Consider the following 16468-nt stretch of genomic DNA (forward strand, 5'->3'; position numbering starts at 1 on the left):
GAGCGTGCGGCGGCGTTCATCGAGAAGTCGGTGAGCAAGCCGGTGGTGGCGTATGTGGCGGGGTTCACCGCGCCTGAGGGTAAGACGATGGGGCATGCGGGGGCGATCGTGTCCGGGTCGGCGGGTACGGCGCAGGCGAAGAAGGAGGCGTTGGAGAAGGTCGGGGTGCGGGTCGGTAAGACCCCGAGCGAGACCGCCCGCCTCATGCGCGAGATCCTCACCGGATCGGCTGCCACGGGACCGGCCGCCGCCCTCGGCATGGGGGCGTAATGCGGTTCGACGTCAACCTGTCCATCCTGTTCACCGAGCTGCCCCTGCTCGAACGCCCCGCTGCCGCCGCCGCGGCCGGCTTCGACGCCGTGGAGCTGTGGTGGCCCTTCGACGGGCCGGCGCCCGCCGACCGCGAGCTCGACGCCCTCGTCCGGGCGATCCGCGACGCGGGCGTACGCCTGGTTGGGCTGAACTTCGACGCCGGCGACATGGCCGCCGGCGACCGCGGGCTGCTCTCGCGCCCCGGCGACGCGGCCAGGTTCCGCGACAACATCGACGTGGCGGTCGGCCTGGCCGAGTCGCTGGGCTGCACGGTGCTCAACGCCCTCTACGGCAACGCCGAGCCCGGCGTCGCGCCCGAGACGCAGCGCGCGGTCGCGATCGAGAACCTGTCGCTGGCCGCCAAGGCGGCCGAGCGGATCGGCGCCACCGTGGTGGTCGAGGCGCTCAACTCCTACGAGAGCCCGGCCTACCCGGTCACCTCATCGGCGGCGGCGTTCGAGCTCATCGACCGGGTCGCCGCGCCCAACGTGGCGTTCCTGGCCGACTTCTACCACCTGTATCGCATGGGCGAAGACCCGTTCGCGCTCATCGAGCGCGACGCCCACCGCTTCGGGCACGTCCAGATCGCCGACGCCCCCGGCCGCGGCCGGCCCGGCACCGGCGAGATCCCCTACGACCGCGTGCTCGCCGCCCTGGCCGCCCGCGGCTACCGGGGGCACGTCGGGCTGGAGTTCAAGCCGGGCGGCCCCAGCGCCGCCGAGTTCGGCTGGCTGCCCGCCCTCCGCGGCCACCTGGCCGCCATCGAGGACCGCCTCTCCGGAGTCACCAAGGAGACCGCGTGAACCAGCACACCCCCCAGCTCCGCGCCGCCGCGGCGGCGCGGGAACCCCGCCGAGCCGTCCGGCCGATCCCACGGGAGGCGCGGTGAACTGCGTCGGGTTCGTCGGGCTCGGCATCATGGGCGGGCCCATGGCCGCCAACCTGATCCGGGCCGGCTACACGGTCACCGGGTTCGACCTGGTTGAGGAGTCGGTCAAGCGCTTCACCGAAGCCGGCGGGCAGGCCGCCGCGAGCGTGGCCGACGCGGTGGCGGGGGCCGACGTGGTGATCACCATGCTGCCCGACTCGCCGCACGTGGAGGAGGTCGCCCTCGGGCCTGACGGCGTACTGGAGAACGCCAAGCCCGGCACCCTCTACATCGACATGAGCACCGTACGCCCCGACACGTCGCGGCGCGTGGCCGAGGCCGCGCCCGCGCGGGGCGTACGGGCGCTCGACGCGCCGGTGAGCGGCGGCGAGAAGGGCGCGATCGACGGCACGCTGTCGATCATGGTCGGTGGCGAGGCCGCCGACTTCGAGGCGGCGCGGCAGGTGCTGGAGGTCCTGGGCACCACGATCGTGCACGTCGGCCCCGCCGGCGCCGGCCAGACCGTCAAGGCCGCCAACCAGCTCGTGGTCGGCGGCGTCTACGCCCTGGTCAGCGAGGCGATCGTGCTGCTTGAGTCCTCGGGCGTCGATGCGCGCAAGGGCATGGACGTGCTCGCGGGCGGGCTCGCCGGCAGCCGCATCCTCGACCTCAAGCGCGAGACCATGATCAACCGGGAGTTCAAGCCCGGCTTCCGCATCGACCTGCACCACAAGGACATGGGCATCGCGGTGGCCGCCGCGCGCGAGGCCGGGGTGGCGCTGCCCATGACCGGCCTGGTCGCCCAGCTCATCGCGGCCGCGCGGGCACAGGGCCACGGCTCACTCGACCACTCGGCCCTGCTGAAGGTGATCGAGAGGATGAACCGATGAACAGAGTGCCCTGCATGCGGGCGGCGGTGGAGGTCATCGCCTCCGAGGGGGTGGACACCGTCTTCGGCATCCCCGGCGCGGCGATCCTGCCGTTCTACGCGGCCCTGCTCGACAGCCCGATCCGGCACATCACCGTGCGCCACGAGGAGGGCGGCACCCACGCCGCCGACGGCTGGGCGCGGGCGACCGGCAACGTCGGCATCTGCGTCGGCACCTCCGGGCCGGCCGGCACCAACATGATCACCGGTCTCTACACCGCGCTGGCCGACTCGATCCCGATCATCTGCGTCACCGGCCAGGCCGAGCGGGCCAAGCTGCACCAGGAGGCGTTCCAGGCGGTCGACATCGTGGAGATCGCCAAGCCGGTCACGAAGTGGGCCGTGCAGGTCAAGGAGTCCGCCCAGGTGCCGTGGGTGTTCCGCGAGGCGTTCCGGGTGGCCAGGTCGGGCCGCCCCGGGCCGGTGCTCATCGACCTGCCGATCGACGTGCAGCGCGGCACCTGCCTGTACGACCCGGCGCTCGACGGCCCGCTCCCGGTCGAGGTGCCCCAGCCCCGCCAGCAGGCCGTGCAGGCGGCGATCGAGATGCTGCTGGCCGCCGAGCGCCCGCTGATCCTGGCCGGCGGTGGCGTGATCATCGCCGAGGCCGCCGACGAGCTGCGCGCGCTGGCCGCCCACCTCCAGGTGCCGGTCCAGGTGACCCTGATGGGCAAGGGCGCCTTCCCCGAGGACGACCCGCTGTTCGCCGGTATGGCCGGCCTGCAGACCCAGACCCGCTGGGGCAACGCCGCGTTCCTGGAGAGTGACCTGGTGCTGGCCGTCGGCGCCCGCTTCGGCGACCGCCACACCGGCGACCTGGAGACCTACCGCCGCGGCCGCAGGTTCATCCACGTGGACATCGAGCCCACCCAGATCGGCAAGGTCTTCGAGCCCGACCTGGGCGTGGTCGGGCACGCCCGGCCGGTGCTGGCCGCGATGGCCGCCGAGGCCCAGGTGCGCACCCGGCGCCGCAAGCCCGGCAAGTGGGTCAAGCGGGTCGGCGAGCTGCGCCGCTCGCTGCCGCGCCGCGACGACTTCGAGGAGGTGCCGATCAAGCCGCCCCGGGTCTACCGCGAGCTGAACGAGTTCTACGGCCCCGAGACCACCTTCGTCACCGCCATCGGGCTCTACCAGATCTGGTCGGGCCAGTTCCAGCGCACCTACCTGCCGCGCCACTACCTGGTGTGCGGCCAGGCCGGGCCGCTGGGCTGGGAGGTGCCGGCCGCGATCGGGGTCAAGACCGCCCATCCCGATCGGCAGGTCGTGGTGGTGGCCGGCGACTACTCCTTCCAGTTCCTGATGGAGGAGATCGCGGTCGCGGCGCAGTACAACATCCCGTTCGTGATCGTCATGGTGAACAACGAGTATCTCGGGCTGATCAGGCAGGCCGAGATCCCCTACGACATGAACTACGCGGTCGATCTGCACTACGGCGAGGGCGGCATCGACCACGTCAAGCTCATGGACGCCTTCGGCTGCCCCGCCCGCAGGGTGGAGGCCCCCGGCGACATCCGCGACGCCCTGGCCTGGGCCACCGCCGAGTCCGAGCGGCAGCGCCTGCCCGTCCTGGTGGAGGTCATGGTGGAGCGCGAGGCCAACGCGGCGATGGGGCCCTCGCTCGATGCGATCAAGGAGTTCGAGCCGCTGCCCGAGCTGGTGTCCGCCATCGACTGGTCCGACTGACGGGAGGCGCGGTGTCCGAACTGAGGCTCAAGCCCGGCACGGGCTGGCAGGAGGCGTACTCGGCCTGCGTCACGCTCGCGCCCGAGGCGTTCCACGACGACCGAGTGCTCAACCACTGGGGCGGCATGTGGCAGCGCGACGGACGGCCGACACTCGACGTGTCACCCCTTGACCGCACCGCCATCGCCGGGCCGCCCCGGCTCGACCGGGCCGCGGCGGCGCGCGCCGTACGCGGGGCGCTCGACCAGCACCGCGAATGGCGGCACACCCCGCTCGCCGAGCGCAAGGCCCGCGTGAGCGCGGTCCTCGACGCGCTCACCGAGCACCGCGACCTGCTGTCGCTGCTGCTGGTCTGGGAGATCGGCAAGCCGTGGCGGCTGGCCACCGCCGACGTGGACCGGTGCATCGAGGGCGTGCGGTGGTACGTCCAGGAGATCGACCGCATGCTCGCCGGGCGGGCGCCGCTGCCCGGCCCGGTCAGCAACATCGCGAGCTGGAACTACCCGATGAGCGTGCTCATGCACGCCATGCTGGTGCAGATCCTGGCCGGCAACGCCGCGATCGCCAAGACCCCGACCGACGGTGGCGTGTCCTGCCTCACCCTGGCCTGCGCGCTCGCCGTACGCGAAGGGCTGCCCATCACCCTGGTCAGCGGCAGCGGCGCCGAGCTGTCCCCGGCGCTCGTCCGCGGCCACGAGCTGGGCTGCGTGTCCTTCGTCGGCGGGCGCGACACCGGCGCCCAGATCGCCATGTCGCTGGCCGACCTCGGCCGGGCCCACATCCTGGAGCAGGAGGGCCTGAACTGCTGGGGCGTGTGGGACTACGACGACTGGCAGACCCTGGGACGGCAGATCCGCGCCACGTTCGACTACGCCAAGCAGCGCTGCACCGCCTACCCGCGGTTCGTGGTGCAACGGCGACTCTTCCACGACTTCCTCGCCGCCTACCTGCCGGCGATCTCCTCGGTGCGCTTCGGCCACCCGCTCGCGGTGGAGTCGCCCGACGACCCGCTGCCCGACCTCGACTTCGGGCCGCTGATCAACGACGCCAAGGCCAAGGAGCTGGCCGACCAGGTGGAGGACGCGATCAACAAGGGCGGCGTGCCGCTCTACCGCGGCTCGCTCGCCGACGGCCGGTTCCTGCCCGGCCAGGACACCTCGGCCTACTTCGCGCCGGTGGCCGTCCTGGCGCCGCCGCGCTCCTCGCCGCTGTTCCACGCCGAGCCGTTCGGGCCGGTGGACACCATCGTCGTGGTGGACACCGAGGCCGAGCTGCTGGCCGCGATGAACGCCAGCAACGGCGCGCTCGTCGCGACGATCTCCTGCGGCGACGAGGCGACGGCCGCCCGGCTGGCCGCCGAGGTGCGCGCGTTCAAGGTCGGCGTCAACCGGCCCCGCTCGCGCGGCGACCGCGAGGAGCTGTTCGGCGGCCTGGGCGCCTCGTGGCGGGGCGCCTTCGTGGGCGGCGAGCTGCTGGTGCGCGCGGTGACCCAGGGGCCCGAGGGAGAGAGGCTGCCGGGAAACTTTCCCGGTTACACGCTGCAACCGTAACGCGGAGGGTAGATATTCGGTGTGCGCGTCGTCACCATCTCCGCGACGTACGGCACGGCCGGCAGCGTGATCGGCCCGGCCGTCGCCGAAATGCTGGGCGTGCCGTTCGTCGACCGGGCGATCCCCGGCGCCGTGGCCAAGGAGCTCGGCTGCACCCTCGATGAGGTCCTGGCCCACGACGACCGCGCCGAGCACGGCCTCGGCCGGCTGCTCGCCGGGGCGATGCGCCTGCCCACCGTCACCTTCGGCGGCGTCGACACCTACCTGCCAGGGGCGATGCCGACGCCGCCGGAGGAGTTCGTCGCGCACACCGAGCGGGTGATCCAGACCACCGCGCGCACCCGCGGCGGGGTGATCCTCGGCCGCGCGGGCGCGCAGGTGCTCGCCGCCTTCCCCGGCGCCCTGCACGTGCGCCTGGACGCCCCGCTGGAGCGCCGCGTGCGCCAGACCGCCGCCTTCTTCGGCATCGACGAGCGGGAGGCCCGCCACATCGTCGAGGACAACGACCGCGCCCGCACCGCGTACGTGCGGCACTTCTACCGCGCCGACCCGGCCGACCCGACCATGTACCACCTGGTGCTCGACAGCACCCGCATCCCCGTGCCCACGTGCGTGGAGATCATCGTCACCGCGGCCGAGGCCATCGGCTGAGCCGATCGGCCGAAAGATTTCCCGGGAGCCGTCATCGCGAGCGTGGAGCGACCGCTATGAACACGTGGCACCATAAAGGAATTGCAACCAGGTCAGGCGCGAAGGAGCGGGTTGACGTGGCCACCGTGCCCAGCGTGTCGTATTCCATCACCGTCCGGCTGGAGGTGCCTGCCGGCGGCAAGGCAGTCAGCCAGCTCACCCACGCCGTGGAGTCCGCCGGAGGAGTGGTGACCGCGCTCGACGTCACCACCGCCGGTCACGAGAAGCTCCGCATCGACGTCACGTGCGCCGCCCGCGACACCGACCACGCCCAGGCGATCGTCGACCAGCTCGACGCCGTCGAGGGCGTCGTGATCCACAAGGTCAGCGACCGCACCTTCCTGATGCACCTCGGCGGCAAGATCGAGATGCAGTCCAAGGTGCCGCTGCGCAACCGCGACGAGCTGTCCATGGCCTACACCCCCGGCGTCGCCCGGGTCTCCATGGCCATCGCGCGCAACCCCGAGGACGCCCGCCGCCTGACCATCAAGCGCAACAGCGTCGCCGTCGTCACCGACGGCTCGGCGGTGCTCGGCCTGGGCAACATCGGCCCGGCCGCCGCGCTGCCGGTCATGGAGGGCAAGGCCGCGCTGTTCAAGCGGTTCGCCGGCATCGACGCCTGGCCGATCTGCCTGGACACCCAGGACGTGGACGAGATCGTCCGCGCCGTCCAGGTGATCGCGCCCGGCTTCGGCGGCATCAACCTGGAGGACATCTCCGCCCCGCGCTGCTTCGAGGTCGAGCGGCGCCTGCGCGAACTGCTGGACATCCCGGTCTTCCACGACGACCAGCACGGCACCGCCATCTGCGTGCTCGCCGCGCTCACCAACGCGCTGCGCGTCGTCGGCAAGGAGCTGCCCGAGGTCCGCATCACCATGGCCGGCGCGGGCGCGGCCGGCACGGCGGTGCTGCGCCTGCTGCTGGCCGCCGGGGCCCGGCACGTGATCGTGTGCGACTACCTCGGCGCGGTGCACCAGGGCCGCGACGACCTGGACGACTCCCTGCGCTGGATCGCCGAGCACACCAACGCCGACGGCTACTCCGGCGACCTGCGCGGCGCGGTCAAGGGCGCCGACGTGTTCATCGGCGTCTCGGCCCCCGGCATCCTGACCGGCGACGACGTGGCCACCATGGCCGAGGGCGCGGTGGTGTTCGCCCTGGCCAACCCCGAGCCCGAGGTCTCACCCGACGAGGCCCGCGAACACGCCTCGGTGGTGGCCACCGGCCGCTCCGACTTCCCCAACCAGATCAACAACGTGCTGGCCTTCCCAGGCGTCTTCCGCGGCCTGCTCGACGCCCAGGCCGACGGCGTCACCCAGGAGATGCTCCTCGCCGCCGCCCACGCCCTCGCCGACGTGGTCACCGAGGAGGAACTCGGCCCGAACTACATCATCCCCAGCGTCTTCCACCCCGACGTCGCGACCGCGGTGGCAGCGGCGGTGCGCGAGTCGGCGGGCGGCCGTCCACGCGGCATGACCGAGGCGTAGGACCGTCCGCCGGGCCCGGCGGCATGACCGGGGCACAGGGTCGGCTACCGGTTTGGCGGCATGGCCGCAGGGTGTTGGGTCGGCGTGCCGGTCCGGCGGTGTGGGGCCGGATGCCGGGCCTGCGGTGTGCTGAGGGCGCGGGGTGCCGGGGTCGGCGGCCTGGCCGGGGCGCAGGACCGGTTACCGGTCCAGCGGCATGCCCGGGTAGCGGCGGGCCGCGTACGGGGAGCGGATGATGCGGGGCGGTGTGTCCGGGGCATGCCGCGGCCACACTCCGCCCAGCCACCACAGCAGCCCGCCCATCAGCACCAGCCCACCCGCCGTCGCCAGCTTGGCCGCGAGCCCTATCCCCGGCACCCCGGCCGGAGCCGTCGTGGGTGTCGGTGTAGGTGTCGCGTGCGCTAGGACGCCGGTCGGTACGCCGTTGAGCGCCGCCGCCGACCTCCTCCACCACCAAGCGGCGGACGGCTGCGGGGGCCGCCGCCCACCCGCCGTCACCGCCCTCGCCCAGGCGGGGACCACCGCGGCCGGTAGTGCGGCCCGGCGCAACGCGGGCCGGGACACGCGTGACGCTCTCGGCGCTACCCGTGCTGTGGGCGCCACTCGCCCTGAGGGCATCACCCGCGCTGTGGGCACTGCCCGCGTAGTCGGCCCTGGCGGGGACGCGCGTGACGGTGTCGGCGCCATTGGTGCGACCTGCGCGGTGGGCACGACCTGCGCGGTGGGCGCGACCTGCGCGGTGGGCGCGACCTGCGCGGTGGGCGCGCTCTGCGCTGTGGGCATGGCCCGTGCTGTGGGCGCCACTGGCTCTGAGGGCGTCACCAGCGCTGTGAGCACTGCCCGCCCCGGCAGCACTGCCTGCCCCGGCAGCACTGCCTGCCCTGTCGGCACTGCCCGTGCTGTGGGCGCCGCTCGCCCTGAGGGCATCACCCGCGCTGTGAGCACTGCCCGCCCCGGCAGCACTGCCCGCCCTGTCGGCACTGCCCGCGCTGTGGGCACCACTCGCTCTGAGGACCCCACTCGCTCTGATGGCACCACCCGTGCTGTGGGCACCAGCCGTGCTGTGGGCACCGCCCACGCCCTCGGCTCTGGCGGCATCAGGGTGGCCGCCGAACCTCTCCACCACCACCCTGCGAGGCGCGGTGGGGATGCGGTGGGTGCCAGCGTGGCCGGGGGCGTGGCGTGGGCCGGAGCAGGTGGGGGTGCGGCGGTGGCGGCCGTGGTGGGGGCGAGGGCGAGGAGGGGTGCGGTCGTGACCGTGAGCGTGGCGCGGGCCGTCCACGTGCGCAGGCGTGTCCGCGTCCGCGTCCAATGCACGCGGGTGCAGGTGTGCACGCCGGTCCATGTGCGCATGCGCATCCGGGTCCGCAACGGCATCCCGGTGCGCGGGCGCATCCGGGTGGGCAGCCGCATCCACGTTGCCGCGAGCATCCAGGCGCCCGCGCGCATCCACGTGCCCGTGCGCATCCACGTGCCCGTGCGCATCCACGTGCCCGTGCGCATCCGCGTGCCCGTGCGCATCCAAGTGCTCGCGGGCATCCACATGCGTAGGGGCGTCCATGTGCGCACGCGCGTCCGGGCTCCCGGGCACGGTGGTACCCGCGAGAGGGCGGGGGCCGGAGGCGGCGTGGGCATGGAGGCGGTCCTGGAGTGGCGGGTGTGAACAGTGGACGTGTTGCGAAGTGTGCCCGGATCGGTGCGATGCGTAACATCGCCGGGTGTATGCCGGGGTGGATCGCGAGATCGGTCGTTCACCCCTCATCATGGAGGTATGGCGGAGGCGATCTACGTCGGAGGGCTGCTGGTGGCGACGCCGCGACTCGACGACCCCAACTTCCGGCGTAGCGTGGTCCTGGTCTTGGAACACGACCAGGACGGAGGCACACTCGGCGTCGTGTTGAACCGGCCGAGCGACATCTCGGTGACACAGGTGCTGCCCACGTGGGACGCGTTGGTGAGCGGGCCGCCCGTGCTGTTCCAGGGCGGGCCGGTGCAGACCGACAGCGCGCTGGCGCTCGCGGCGGTGCCGAGCGGTGAGGAGCCGCTTGGGTGGCGGCGGCTGGCCGCGGCGATCCCGGCGGTGTCGCGGCTGGGCACGGTGGATCTGGACGCGCCCCCCGAGATCCTGGCGGGCGAGATCGCGCAGATGCGGATCTTCGCCGGCTACGCGGGGTGGACCCCGGGGCAGCTCGAAGCGGAGATCGCCGAGGGCGCCTGGTACGTCGTGGACGCCGAGCCCGGCGACACGTTCTTCGACAACCCCGAGTCGCTGTGGCGGGCGGTGCTGCGCCGCCAGCGGGGCGAGCTGGCCTTCGTGGCGACCTGCCCGGACGACCCCACCCTCAACTGAGGGCGCCGGGCGGCGGGCAGATGTGCCAGTCGGGGCGGATGGCCTCCTCGGCCAGGGCGAGCGTCTCCTCCACGCGCTCGACCAGGTCGCCCATGCCGGTGCCGACGTCGTGGCACTCGAAGCCGATGCGGGTGGCCGCGGCGACGAACGCCACGGCGAGCTGGGCGCGGCGGTCGTGCTCGGGGTCGGTGCCCTGGCGCCGCGCCAGGACCTCGGTGATCCTGCGCTCCGTCTGCGCGCTCCGGCCGATGGCCCTGCCCATCAAGGCGGGGGTCGATTCGAGCACCTTTCTGATCTTCAGGTAGCGTTCTGTGTCCTCGGCGGCCTTTTCGGCCAGCTTCCGCGTGGCGGTGCGGAAGGCGTTGACGAGCGCCGTGAACGGGGGTTCGTCCGCGGGCCGCTCGGCCAGGGCGGCCAGCACGTACGTCTCGACCTCGGTCAGGTAGTCCAGCGCGAGGTCTTCCTTGCTGGCGAAGTAGCGGAAGAACGTGCGCGGGGAGATCTCGACGGCGTCGGCGATCTGCTCGACGGTCGTTCTGTCGTACCCGTGCGCTAGAAACAGATCGAGCGCGGCGTCGATCAGTGCGAGACGGGTCCTGAGCTTCTTGCGTTCCCGCAAGCCGGGCTGACCCATGGCTGTCACCCCTTCGAAACTGGCTGTTCACAGTGTGCCATACGGCAGCGGGTGACGAAATTAACCAGTTGTGTTTTGTCAGTCTGTGTCACTAAATTAGCTCGCGCACAGTCGTACGAAATGTCCGCAACGCGGGCGCACGGGGCATTGGACCGCTCCGGAGGTAAGGGGGGACCCTCATGGCCAACGCCAAGACGGTGGATACCACGCCATCGTCTGACATAGCCGGAGGAGTACGGGGGCAACGGAGTCCCTGGTTGACACTGGTGGCCGTCGCGCTGGGTGTGATCATGGTCATGCTCGACGGCACCGTCGTGGCCATCGCGAACCCGGTGATCGGCGAGGAGCTCAACGCGTCCCTGGCCGACCTGCAGTGGGTGACCAGCGGATACCTGCTCGCGCTGGCGGTGTTCCTGATCACCGCCGGCAAGCTGGGCGACCTGTTCGGCCACAAGCGCGTGTTCCTCATCGGCATCGCCGGATTCGCGCTCACCTCGCTGGCCATCGGCCTGTCGCAGGGCATCGGCTGGCTGATCGCCTTCCGCGTGTTGCAGGGCCTGTTCGGAGCGCTGCTCCAGCCCGCCGCGCTCGCCCTGCTCCGCGCCGCCTTCCCGGCCGAGAAGCTGAACATGGCGATCGGCATCTGGGGCGCCGCGATCGGCGTCTCCAGCGCGGCCGGCCCCATCGTCGGCGGCGTGCTGGTGGAGAACGTGAGCTGGCAGTCGGTGTTCTTCATCAACGTGCCGGTGGGCGCGGTCGCGCTGCTCGTCGGCTGGCTCGTGATCAAGGAGAGCCGGGCCGAGGCCCTGTCGCGGGTCGACTGGCTCGGCGTGGTGCTGCTGTCCGGGCTGATGTTCTGCCTGGTGTGGGCGATCATCAAGGCGCCGGAGTGGGGCTGGGGCGACTCCCGGACGATGGCATTCCTCGGCGGCACCGTCGTGCTGACGGCCGTGTTCCTGTGGTGGCAGAGCAAGGCCGCTGAACCGCTGGTTCCGCTCGGCCTGTTCCGCAACCCGTCGGTGTCCATCGGCACCGTGCTGATGGTGCTGATGGCCTTCTCGATGTTCGGCGCGATGTTCTTCCTGACGTTCTTCTTCCAGGGAGTGCACGGGCTCAGCCCGCTGGAGTCGGGCCTGCGCATGCTGCCGATGAGCGCGGGCATGATCTTCGCCTCGCCGCTGGCCGGGTTCCTGATCGGCAAACTCGGCCCCAAGATCACGATCTCGGTCGGCATGCTGATCACCGCCGCCTCGATGTTCCTGCTGTCGCGGCTCACGCTCGACGCGTCCTACATCGACACCGCGATCCCGTTCGTGATGCTCGCCTTCGGCCTGTCGCCCGTCATGGTCGGCGCCACCGAGATCATCGTGGGCAACGCGCCGGAGGAGTTCAGCGGCGTGGCGGGCGGCATGCAGCAGTCGGCCATGCAGGTCGGCGGCTCGCTCGGCACCGCGGTGCTCGGCGCCATCGTCGTGGCCAGGGTCGCCGATGTGCTCCCCGGCCACTTCACCGACGCGGGCCTGCCCGCCCCGGACGCGGCGGCGGTCGAGGCGATGAAGGGCGCGGTCTCGTACGGCGTCGCGCCGATCCAGCCCGGCACGCCCGAGCAGGCGGTGGAGGCGATCACCCAGGCCGCGCACCTGTCCTTCCTGGACGGCATGCACCTCGGCTACACGGTGAGCACCGGCATCGCCGTCGTGGCCGCGCTGCTCGCCCTGTTCGTCAAGGCCGGCCGCAAGACCGAGGGCGCCCCGGTCCACATGGGCTGAGGCTTCACCCCCGTACGCACGGCTCCCGCCTCGCCGAGGCGGGAGCCGTGCGCGTTCCGCGACGGATGAGGTCCGAAGGAGGAATAGACTCAATGAGGTGAGTACGAAGATCCTTCCCGAGGGCGACGTACGGGAAAAGCTCTCGAACGACGGCGATCACGAGCGTTTCGCGCACTACGCCGACAAGAACAAGATCACCGAAAGCATGGTGACCGGCACCCCCATCCGCGCGCTGTGCGGCAAGGTGTGGGTGCCCAGCCGCGATCCGAGCAAGTATCCGGTCTGCCCAGAGTGCAAGGAGATCTACGACGGCCTGCCCAAGGGCGAGCCGGGCGACAGCCAGTCGTAGTCCCGCCGGCCCTCCCGCTGACGGCATCGCCCCGGTTTGACCTGGGCAAACGTCGGGCGATGACGAGTGTTGCTCGCGGGTGACGGCCGCCCGCCGGGTTACCTTCGGGTGTGGCGCCGCGGTGGCGCCTGACCTGCACATGCGAACACTCGGGGGAGTGCATGGCCCGGCGCGCTGTTGCCGTCATCGCTGCATGCCTGTTCACGGTGGGGCCCGCGGCCCTGTCCGAGGGCGACGGACACGAGGGAGATGAGCCCGCGCCGCCGGGTGCTGGCGTGCGCGCGAACGGCGGCGGCGAGCGTACGGGCGCCGGTGTCCTCGCCGTCGCGGCGGCGGAGGGCTCCGCTGCTGCCGGCGACGCGCGTACGGGAGGCGTTCCCGCGGTGGCCGGTGGCCGGTGGCCCGGGTGGATGGCGATGGGCGCGGCGCGGGAGTCCTGCCCGCCGGAAACGGCGGCCCGGCTCGCCGGGGCGGCCCGCGCGCCGATGCGGCCCGACGACCGCGCGGAGCCCGGCGCTCCAGCCCACCCCGAGCATCCCGGGCATCCTGAGCATCCGGCCCATGTAGGGCACGCGTCGCACGCCTTCCACGGCGGCGTGCGGGGCCTGGAGCCGTACGCGCCGGGGCCGGCCGAGGTGGCCAAGCTGATCGCCGAGGTGCGCGAGCACGAGCGCCCCGAGCCGCGCGAGCACCGCCGGGAGCGCGACGAGGACCGGCCGGCGCGGGCGCCGCGGACGGTCGGCACCTGGGTGCACGTGATCACCGACGGCGTCAACCAGGTGTCGCGGCAGAGCGTGCTGAACCAGATCGCCACCCTGAACTCCGCGTACGGCGGCCGGTTCGGGGGCGCCGACACCGGCATCAGGTTCCGGCTCGACGGGACCACGACCACGCGCTCCCCGGCGTGGTTCGCCGACCCGCTGGGGAACGAGACCGAGATGAAGTCGCGCCTGCGCCGCGGCGGCCCCGAGACGCTCAACCTCTACATCGCCCAGCTCAACAACCTCGTGCTGGGCTACTCGACCTACCCGCACGCCTACAACGCCAACCCGGTGCTGGACGGGGTCGTGGTGGACTGGCGCAGCCTGCCCGGCGGCACGATGTCCAACTTCAACAAGGGCTACACCGCCGTGCACGAGATCGGGCACTGGCTGGGCCTGCTGCACACCTTCGAGAACGGGTGCGCCGCGCCCGGTGACGGCGTGGACGACACCCCGCCCGAGGCCAAGCCCACCGAGGGCTGCCCGCCCGCCAAGGACACCTGCCCGGGGGGCGGCGCCGACCCGATCCACAACTTCATGGACTACGCCTACGACTCCTGCATGCGCGAGTTCACAGCGGGCCAGGCGCGGCGGATGGAGGCGGCATGGGCCACTTATCGGGGACGAATGGGACGATCTACACTTGGTGAGTGACAGCACCATCGGCACTTGACGCTCCGTACACCCCCGCCGGGATCTTCGCACGTCAGTACCGGGCGCCCACCCTCGGCATCCTCCTCGTCATCACGCTGATCGCCTTCGAGGGCATGTCGGTGGTCGCCGTCATGCCCGCCGTCTCCGCCGACCTGAACGCGATCGACCTGTACGGCTGGAGCATCTCCGCGTTCCTCATGGCCGGGCTGTTCGTGAACGTGGTCGCGGGCCTGTGGTCCGACCGGCGCGGCCACGCGCTGCCGTTCCTGCTCGGCGTGCTCGTGTTCGTGGCCGGGATGGCACTGGCCGGCGCCGCGACGAGCAAGGGACTGTTCATCGCGGCGCGCGCCGTGCAGGGCTTCGGCGGCGGCGCCGTCATCGTCGCGACGTACGTCATGATCGCCCGGGTCTACCCGCCGGTGCTGCGGCCGAGGGTCTTCGCGCTGCTGGCCGGAGCCTGGGTGGTGCCCGCGCTCGTCGGTCCCGGGCTCGCCGGTGTGATCTCCGACACGGCCGGCTGGCGCTGGGTCTTCTTCGGCATCGTGCCGCTGGTGGTGCCGGCCGTGCTCATGCTGCTGCCCGCCCTGCGTGCCGGCGGCGAGCAGGAGCGCACGCCCGCCGCCGGTCCCCGCTCCCGTCCGCTCGCCATGACCCTGGCCGCCGGCGCCACGGCACTGGGCGCCGGGGCGGTGCAGTACGGCGTGGACAACCTGCACACGCGCCCCCTCGCCGGCGTGCCCGCGCTCGTCGCGGGCCTGGCGATGCTCGCCTTCGGCGTGCCCCGGCTGCTGCCCCCGGGCGCGGTGCGGCTGCGGCGCGGCCTGCCCACCACCGTGGTCATGCGCGGCCTGCTCTCCGGGGCCTTCTTCGGCGTGAACTCCTACATCCCGCTGCTGCTGCACGACGTACGCGGGTTCTCCACCGGCGCCGCCGGCATCGCGCTCACCACCGGGGCCCTCGGCTGGTCGGCCGGATCGTTCCTGCAGAGCCGCGCCAACGTGGACCGCGCCCGCCTGATCCGCCCCGGCGCGTACGCCGTGACCGCCGGTATCCTGCTCACCGCCCTCGCCGCCGTGCCCGGCGTGTCGGGCTGGATCGCGGTGCCCGCCTGGATCGTCGCCGGGTTCGGCATGGGCCTCGGCATCAGCAGCGTCAACGTCACCGCCATGCGCCAGTCGCCCGACGAGGAACAGGGCGCCAACTCCGCCGCGCTCCAGGTGATGGACACCCTCGGCTCCTCGCTCACGATCGGCTTGGGCGGCGCGCTGATCAACCTGATCGGCCACGACGCCATCGGACCGGCGTTCGTGGTGATCACGCTGCTGATGACGGCCCTCGGCCTGGTCGCCGCCCTGGTCGCGGGCCGCGCCCTCGACCCCCGCTGACTCCGCCGCGCCCGGTCACTTTGGTCCCACCCGTACCAGCGATCACGGATCTGCTGATCGGGAGGGGCGGGCGTGGTAGGACAGGGGGGCCGCGGCTGCGGGAGGAGGTCATGTGGACGAACGACCGCCGGGGCGCCGGCCGTACGCGCGGCGCGTCTGGCCGCCGGAGACCGACCCGGGCCCGAGGCCGGAACCGGCACCGGAGCCGAGGCCGGCGCCCGCACCAGGTCCGAGGCCCGGACCAGGACCGGGACCAGGGCTGGGAGCGGGACCAGGACCGGGACCAGGGCCGCTGGCGCGGCCGGGGCAGGTGCCGGAGTACGAGGCCGAGGACGCGCTGCCGCCCTCCGCCCGCTGGTACGGCACGCCGGCGCCGCCGCCGAGGCGCCGCCTCCCGCGCTGGCTCAGCCGTACGCTGCTCGCCTCCCTCGCCGTCGCCGTCGCGGCCGGGGTCATCTCCGCGGCCGTCACGGTGGTCCTGCGCACCACCTCGCCCGAGCCCGACACGCGTACGGTGCACGACACCCTGGCCGGCGTCCGCTACCCGCTCCCCGCGGGCTGGAGCGAGGGCGCCATGGCCCCCGTCACCGCCTTCACCTCGGTCGCCTCCGACGGCGGCGGGGCCATGCTGATGACCCGCGCCACCCCCGCCGACCGGGGGCGCCCGATCCGCGAGACCGCCGTCGAGCTCACCGAGCTGTACTCCCGCCTCCTCCTGCACGGCGACAAGGTGGACGTCGTGGACGACCGCGAGATCACGGTCGGGGGCCGCCCGGCCCACAGCAGGGCGCTGCGCGCGGAGTACAAGGACGTCGTCAACAGGCCCGCCTACCTGCGGGTCGTCGTGATCGACCGGGGCGGCTCGACGGTGGTCGTGGCCGCCCTCTCCCAGCCCGACGACCCCGCGGCCCGCGCCGACATCGACGCCATGATCACCGGCATGGCGGTGTAGGGCGTGCCCCTATCACGAGGAGGCGAGGTTGGCGAACATCTGCGCACGACGGCACGTCTTGTCGGTGGCGGCGTCTACGCTGGTGTGATTGTGAGG

Annotated in this window: 15 protein-coding genes and 1 pseudogene; 14 read left to right on the forward strand and 2 right to left on the reverse strand. The window is 72.6% G+C overall.

All coding sequences use genetic code 11. The features are described from left to right. From HNP84_RS38760 to HNP84_RS38790, 7 genes and pseudogenes are all read left to right on the forward strand, one after another. A pseudogene (locus HNP84_RS38760) lies at window positions 1-270 on the forward strand (succinate--CoA ligase subunit alpha); the annotation flags it as partial. Then, complete coding sequence (locus HNP84_RS38765) at window positions 270-1115, forward strand: hydroxypyruvate isomerase family protein (protein WP_185055033.1); 846 nt, start codon at window positions 270-272, stop codon at window positions 1113-1115. The pseudogene HNP84_RS38760 and the gene HNP84_RS38765, both read left to right, overlap by 1 nt. Before the next feature lie 82 nt (window positions 1116-1197). Then, the gene (locus HNP84_RS38770) at window positions 1198-2070 is read left to right on the forward strand and encodes a 2-hydroxy-3-oxopropionate reductase (protein ID WP_185055034.1); all 873 of its coding nucleotides are present in this window, start codon (window positions 1198-1200) and stop codon (window positions 2068-2070) included. Beyond that, the gene (gcl, locus tag HNP84_RS38775; RefSeq protein WP_185055035.1) at window positions 2067-3791 is read left to right on the forward strand and encodes a glyoxylate carboligase; all 1725 of its coding nucleotides are present in this window, start codon (window positions 2067-2069) and stop codon (window positions 3789-3791) included. Before HNP84_RS38770 ends, gcl begins: the two co-directional genes overlap by 4 nt. Window positions 3792-3802: 11 nt before the next feature. Beyond that, a complete protein-coding gene (locus HNP84_RS38780) occupies window positions 3803-5341 on the forward strand; it encodes an aldehyde dehydrogenase family protein (protein WP_185055036.1) in 1539 nt (512 codons plus the stop codon). Between the two features lie 21 nt (window positions 5342-5362). Then, entirely contained in the window at window positions 5363-5992 is a 630-nt protein-coding gene (locus tag HNP84_RS38785; protein WP_185055037.1) for a cytidylate kinase-like family protein, read from the forward strand. A gap of 116 nt (window positions 5993-6108) precedes the next feature. Beyond that, window positions 6109-7518 carry an NAD-dependent malic enzyme gene (locus HNP84_RS38790; protein ID WP_185055038.1) on the forward strand — a complete coding sequence of 470 codons (1410 nt, stop codon included), beginning with the start codon at window positions 6109-6111 and terminating at the stop codon, window positions 7516-7518. 180 nt (window positions 7519-7698) lie between these two features. On the opposite strand, the gene HNP84_RS38795 is transcribed toward HNP84_RS38790, so the two are convergent. After that, on the reverse strand, window positions 7699-7875 hold the full coding sequence (locus tag HNP84_RS38795) for a hypothetical protein (protein WP_185055039.1): 177 nt from the start codon (window positions 7873-7875) through the stop codon (window positions 7699-7701). Window positions 7876-8770: 895 nt separating this feature from the next. Here HNP84_RS38795 and HNP84_RS38800 point away from each other — a divergent pair. Together HNP84_RS38800 and HNP84_RS38805 are read left to right on the forward strand one after the other, a co-directional pair. Next, the gene (locus HNP84_RS38800; RefSeq protein ID WP_185055040.1) at window positions 8771-9181 is read left to right on the forward strand and encodes a hypothetical protein; all 411 of its coding nucleotides are present in this window, start codon (window positions 8771-8773) and stop codon (window positions 9179-9181) included. A 108-nt stretch (window positions 9182-9289) separates the two neighbouring features. Further along, window positions 9290-9868 carry a YqgE/AlgH family protein gene (locus HNP84_RS38805; RefSeq protein WP_185055041.1) on the forward strand — a complete coding sequence of 193 codons (579 nt, stop codon included), beginning with the start codon at window positions 9290-9292 and terminating at the stop codon, window positions 9866-9868. Here the strand turns inward: HNP84_RS38805 and HNP84_RS38810 are convergent. Then, window positions 9861-10502 carry a TetR family transcriptional regulator gene (locus tag HNP84_RS38810; RefSeq protein WP_185055042.1) on the reverse strand — a complete coding sequence of 214 codons (642 nt, stop codon included), beginning with the start codon at window positions 10500-10502 and terminating at the stop codon, window positions 9861-9863. The two genes, HNP84_RS38805 and HNP84_RS38810, sit on opposite strands and share 8 nt — an antisense overlap. Before the next feature lie 179 nt (window positions 10503-10681). On the opposite strand from HNP84_RS38810, the gene HNP84_RS38815 reads away from it, so the two are divergent. The 5 genes from HNP84_RS38815 to HNP84_RS38835 all read left to right on the forward strand — a co-directional run bounded on the left by HNP84_RS38815 (window position 10682) and on the right by HNP84_RS38835 (window position 16372). Further along, a complete protein-coding gene (locus HNP84_RS38815) occupies window positions 10682-12271 on the forward strand; it encodes an MFS transporter (RefSeq protein WP_185055043.1) in 1590 nt (529 codons plus the stop codon). A 97-nt stretch (window positions 12272-12368) separates the two neighbouring features. Further along, the gene (locus tag HNP84_RS38820) at window positions 12369-12620 is read left to right on the forward strand and encodes a DUF3039 domain-containing protein (protein ID WP_185055044.1); all 252 of its coding nucleotides are present in this window, start codon (window positions 12369-12371) and stop codon (window positions 12618-12620) included. A 275-nt stretch (window positions 12621-12895) separates the two neighbouring features. Continuing rightward, a complete protein-coding gene (locus HNP84_RS38825; RefSeq protein ID WP_312926727.1) occupies window positions 12896-14035 on the forward strand; it encodes a zinc metalloprotease in 1140 nt (379 codons plus the stop codon). Then, window positions 14032-15420 (forward strand): MFS transporter, encoded by a 1389-nt coding sequence (locus HNP84_RS38830; protein WP_185055045.1) that lies wholly within the window; start codon window positions 14032-14034, stop codon window positions 15418-15420. Before HNP84_RS38825 ends, HNP84_RS38830 begins: the two co-directional genes overlap by 4 nt. A 310-nt stretch (window positions 15421-15730) precedes the next feature. Next, entirely contained in the window at window positions 15731-16372 is a 642-nt protein-coding gene (locus HNP84_RS38835; protein WP_185055046.1) for a DcrB/PsbP domain-containing protein, read from the forward strand. Window positions 16373-16468: the final 96 nt, after the last annotated feature.

The sequence above is a fragment of the Thermocatellispora tengchongensis genome, assembly GCF_014202315.1.
GTDB classification, from domain to species: Bacteria; Actinomycetota; Actinomycetes; order Streptosporangiales; family Streptosporangiaceae; genus Thermocatellispora; species Thermocatellispora tengchongensis.

What these genes read in the sequence shown, in the direction of transcription:
- HNP84_RS38815 (WP_185055043.1), top strand. Translation starts at nt 10,682, where the DNA reads ATGGCCAACGCCAAGACGGTGGATACCACGCCATCGTCTGACATAGCC.
- HNP84_RS38805 (WP_185055041.1), top strand. Translation starts at nt 9,290, where the DNA reads ATGGCGGAGGCGATCTACGTCGGAGGGCTGCTGGTGGCGACGCCGCGA.
- gcl (WP_185055035.1), top strand. Translation starts at nt 2,067, where the DNA reads ATGAACAGAGTGCCCTGCATGCGGGCGGCGGTGGAGGTCATCGCCTCC.
- HNP84_RS38765 (WP_185055033.1), top strand. Translation starts at nt 270, where the DNA reads ATGCGGTTCGACGTCAACCTGTCCATCCTGTTCACCGAGCTGCCCCTG.
- HNP84_RS38810 (WP_185055042.1), bottom strand. Translation starts at nt 10,502, where the DNA reads ATGGGTCAGCCCGGCTTGCGGGAACGCAAGAAGCTCAGGACCCGTCTC.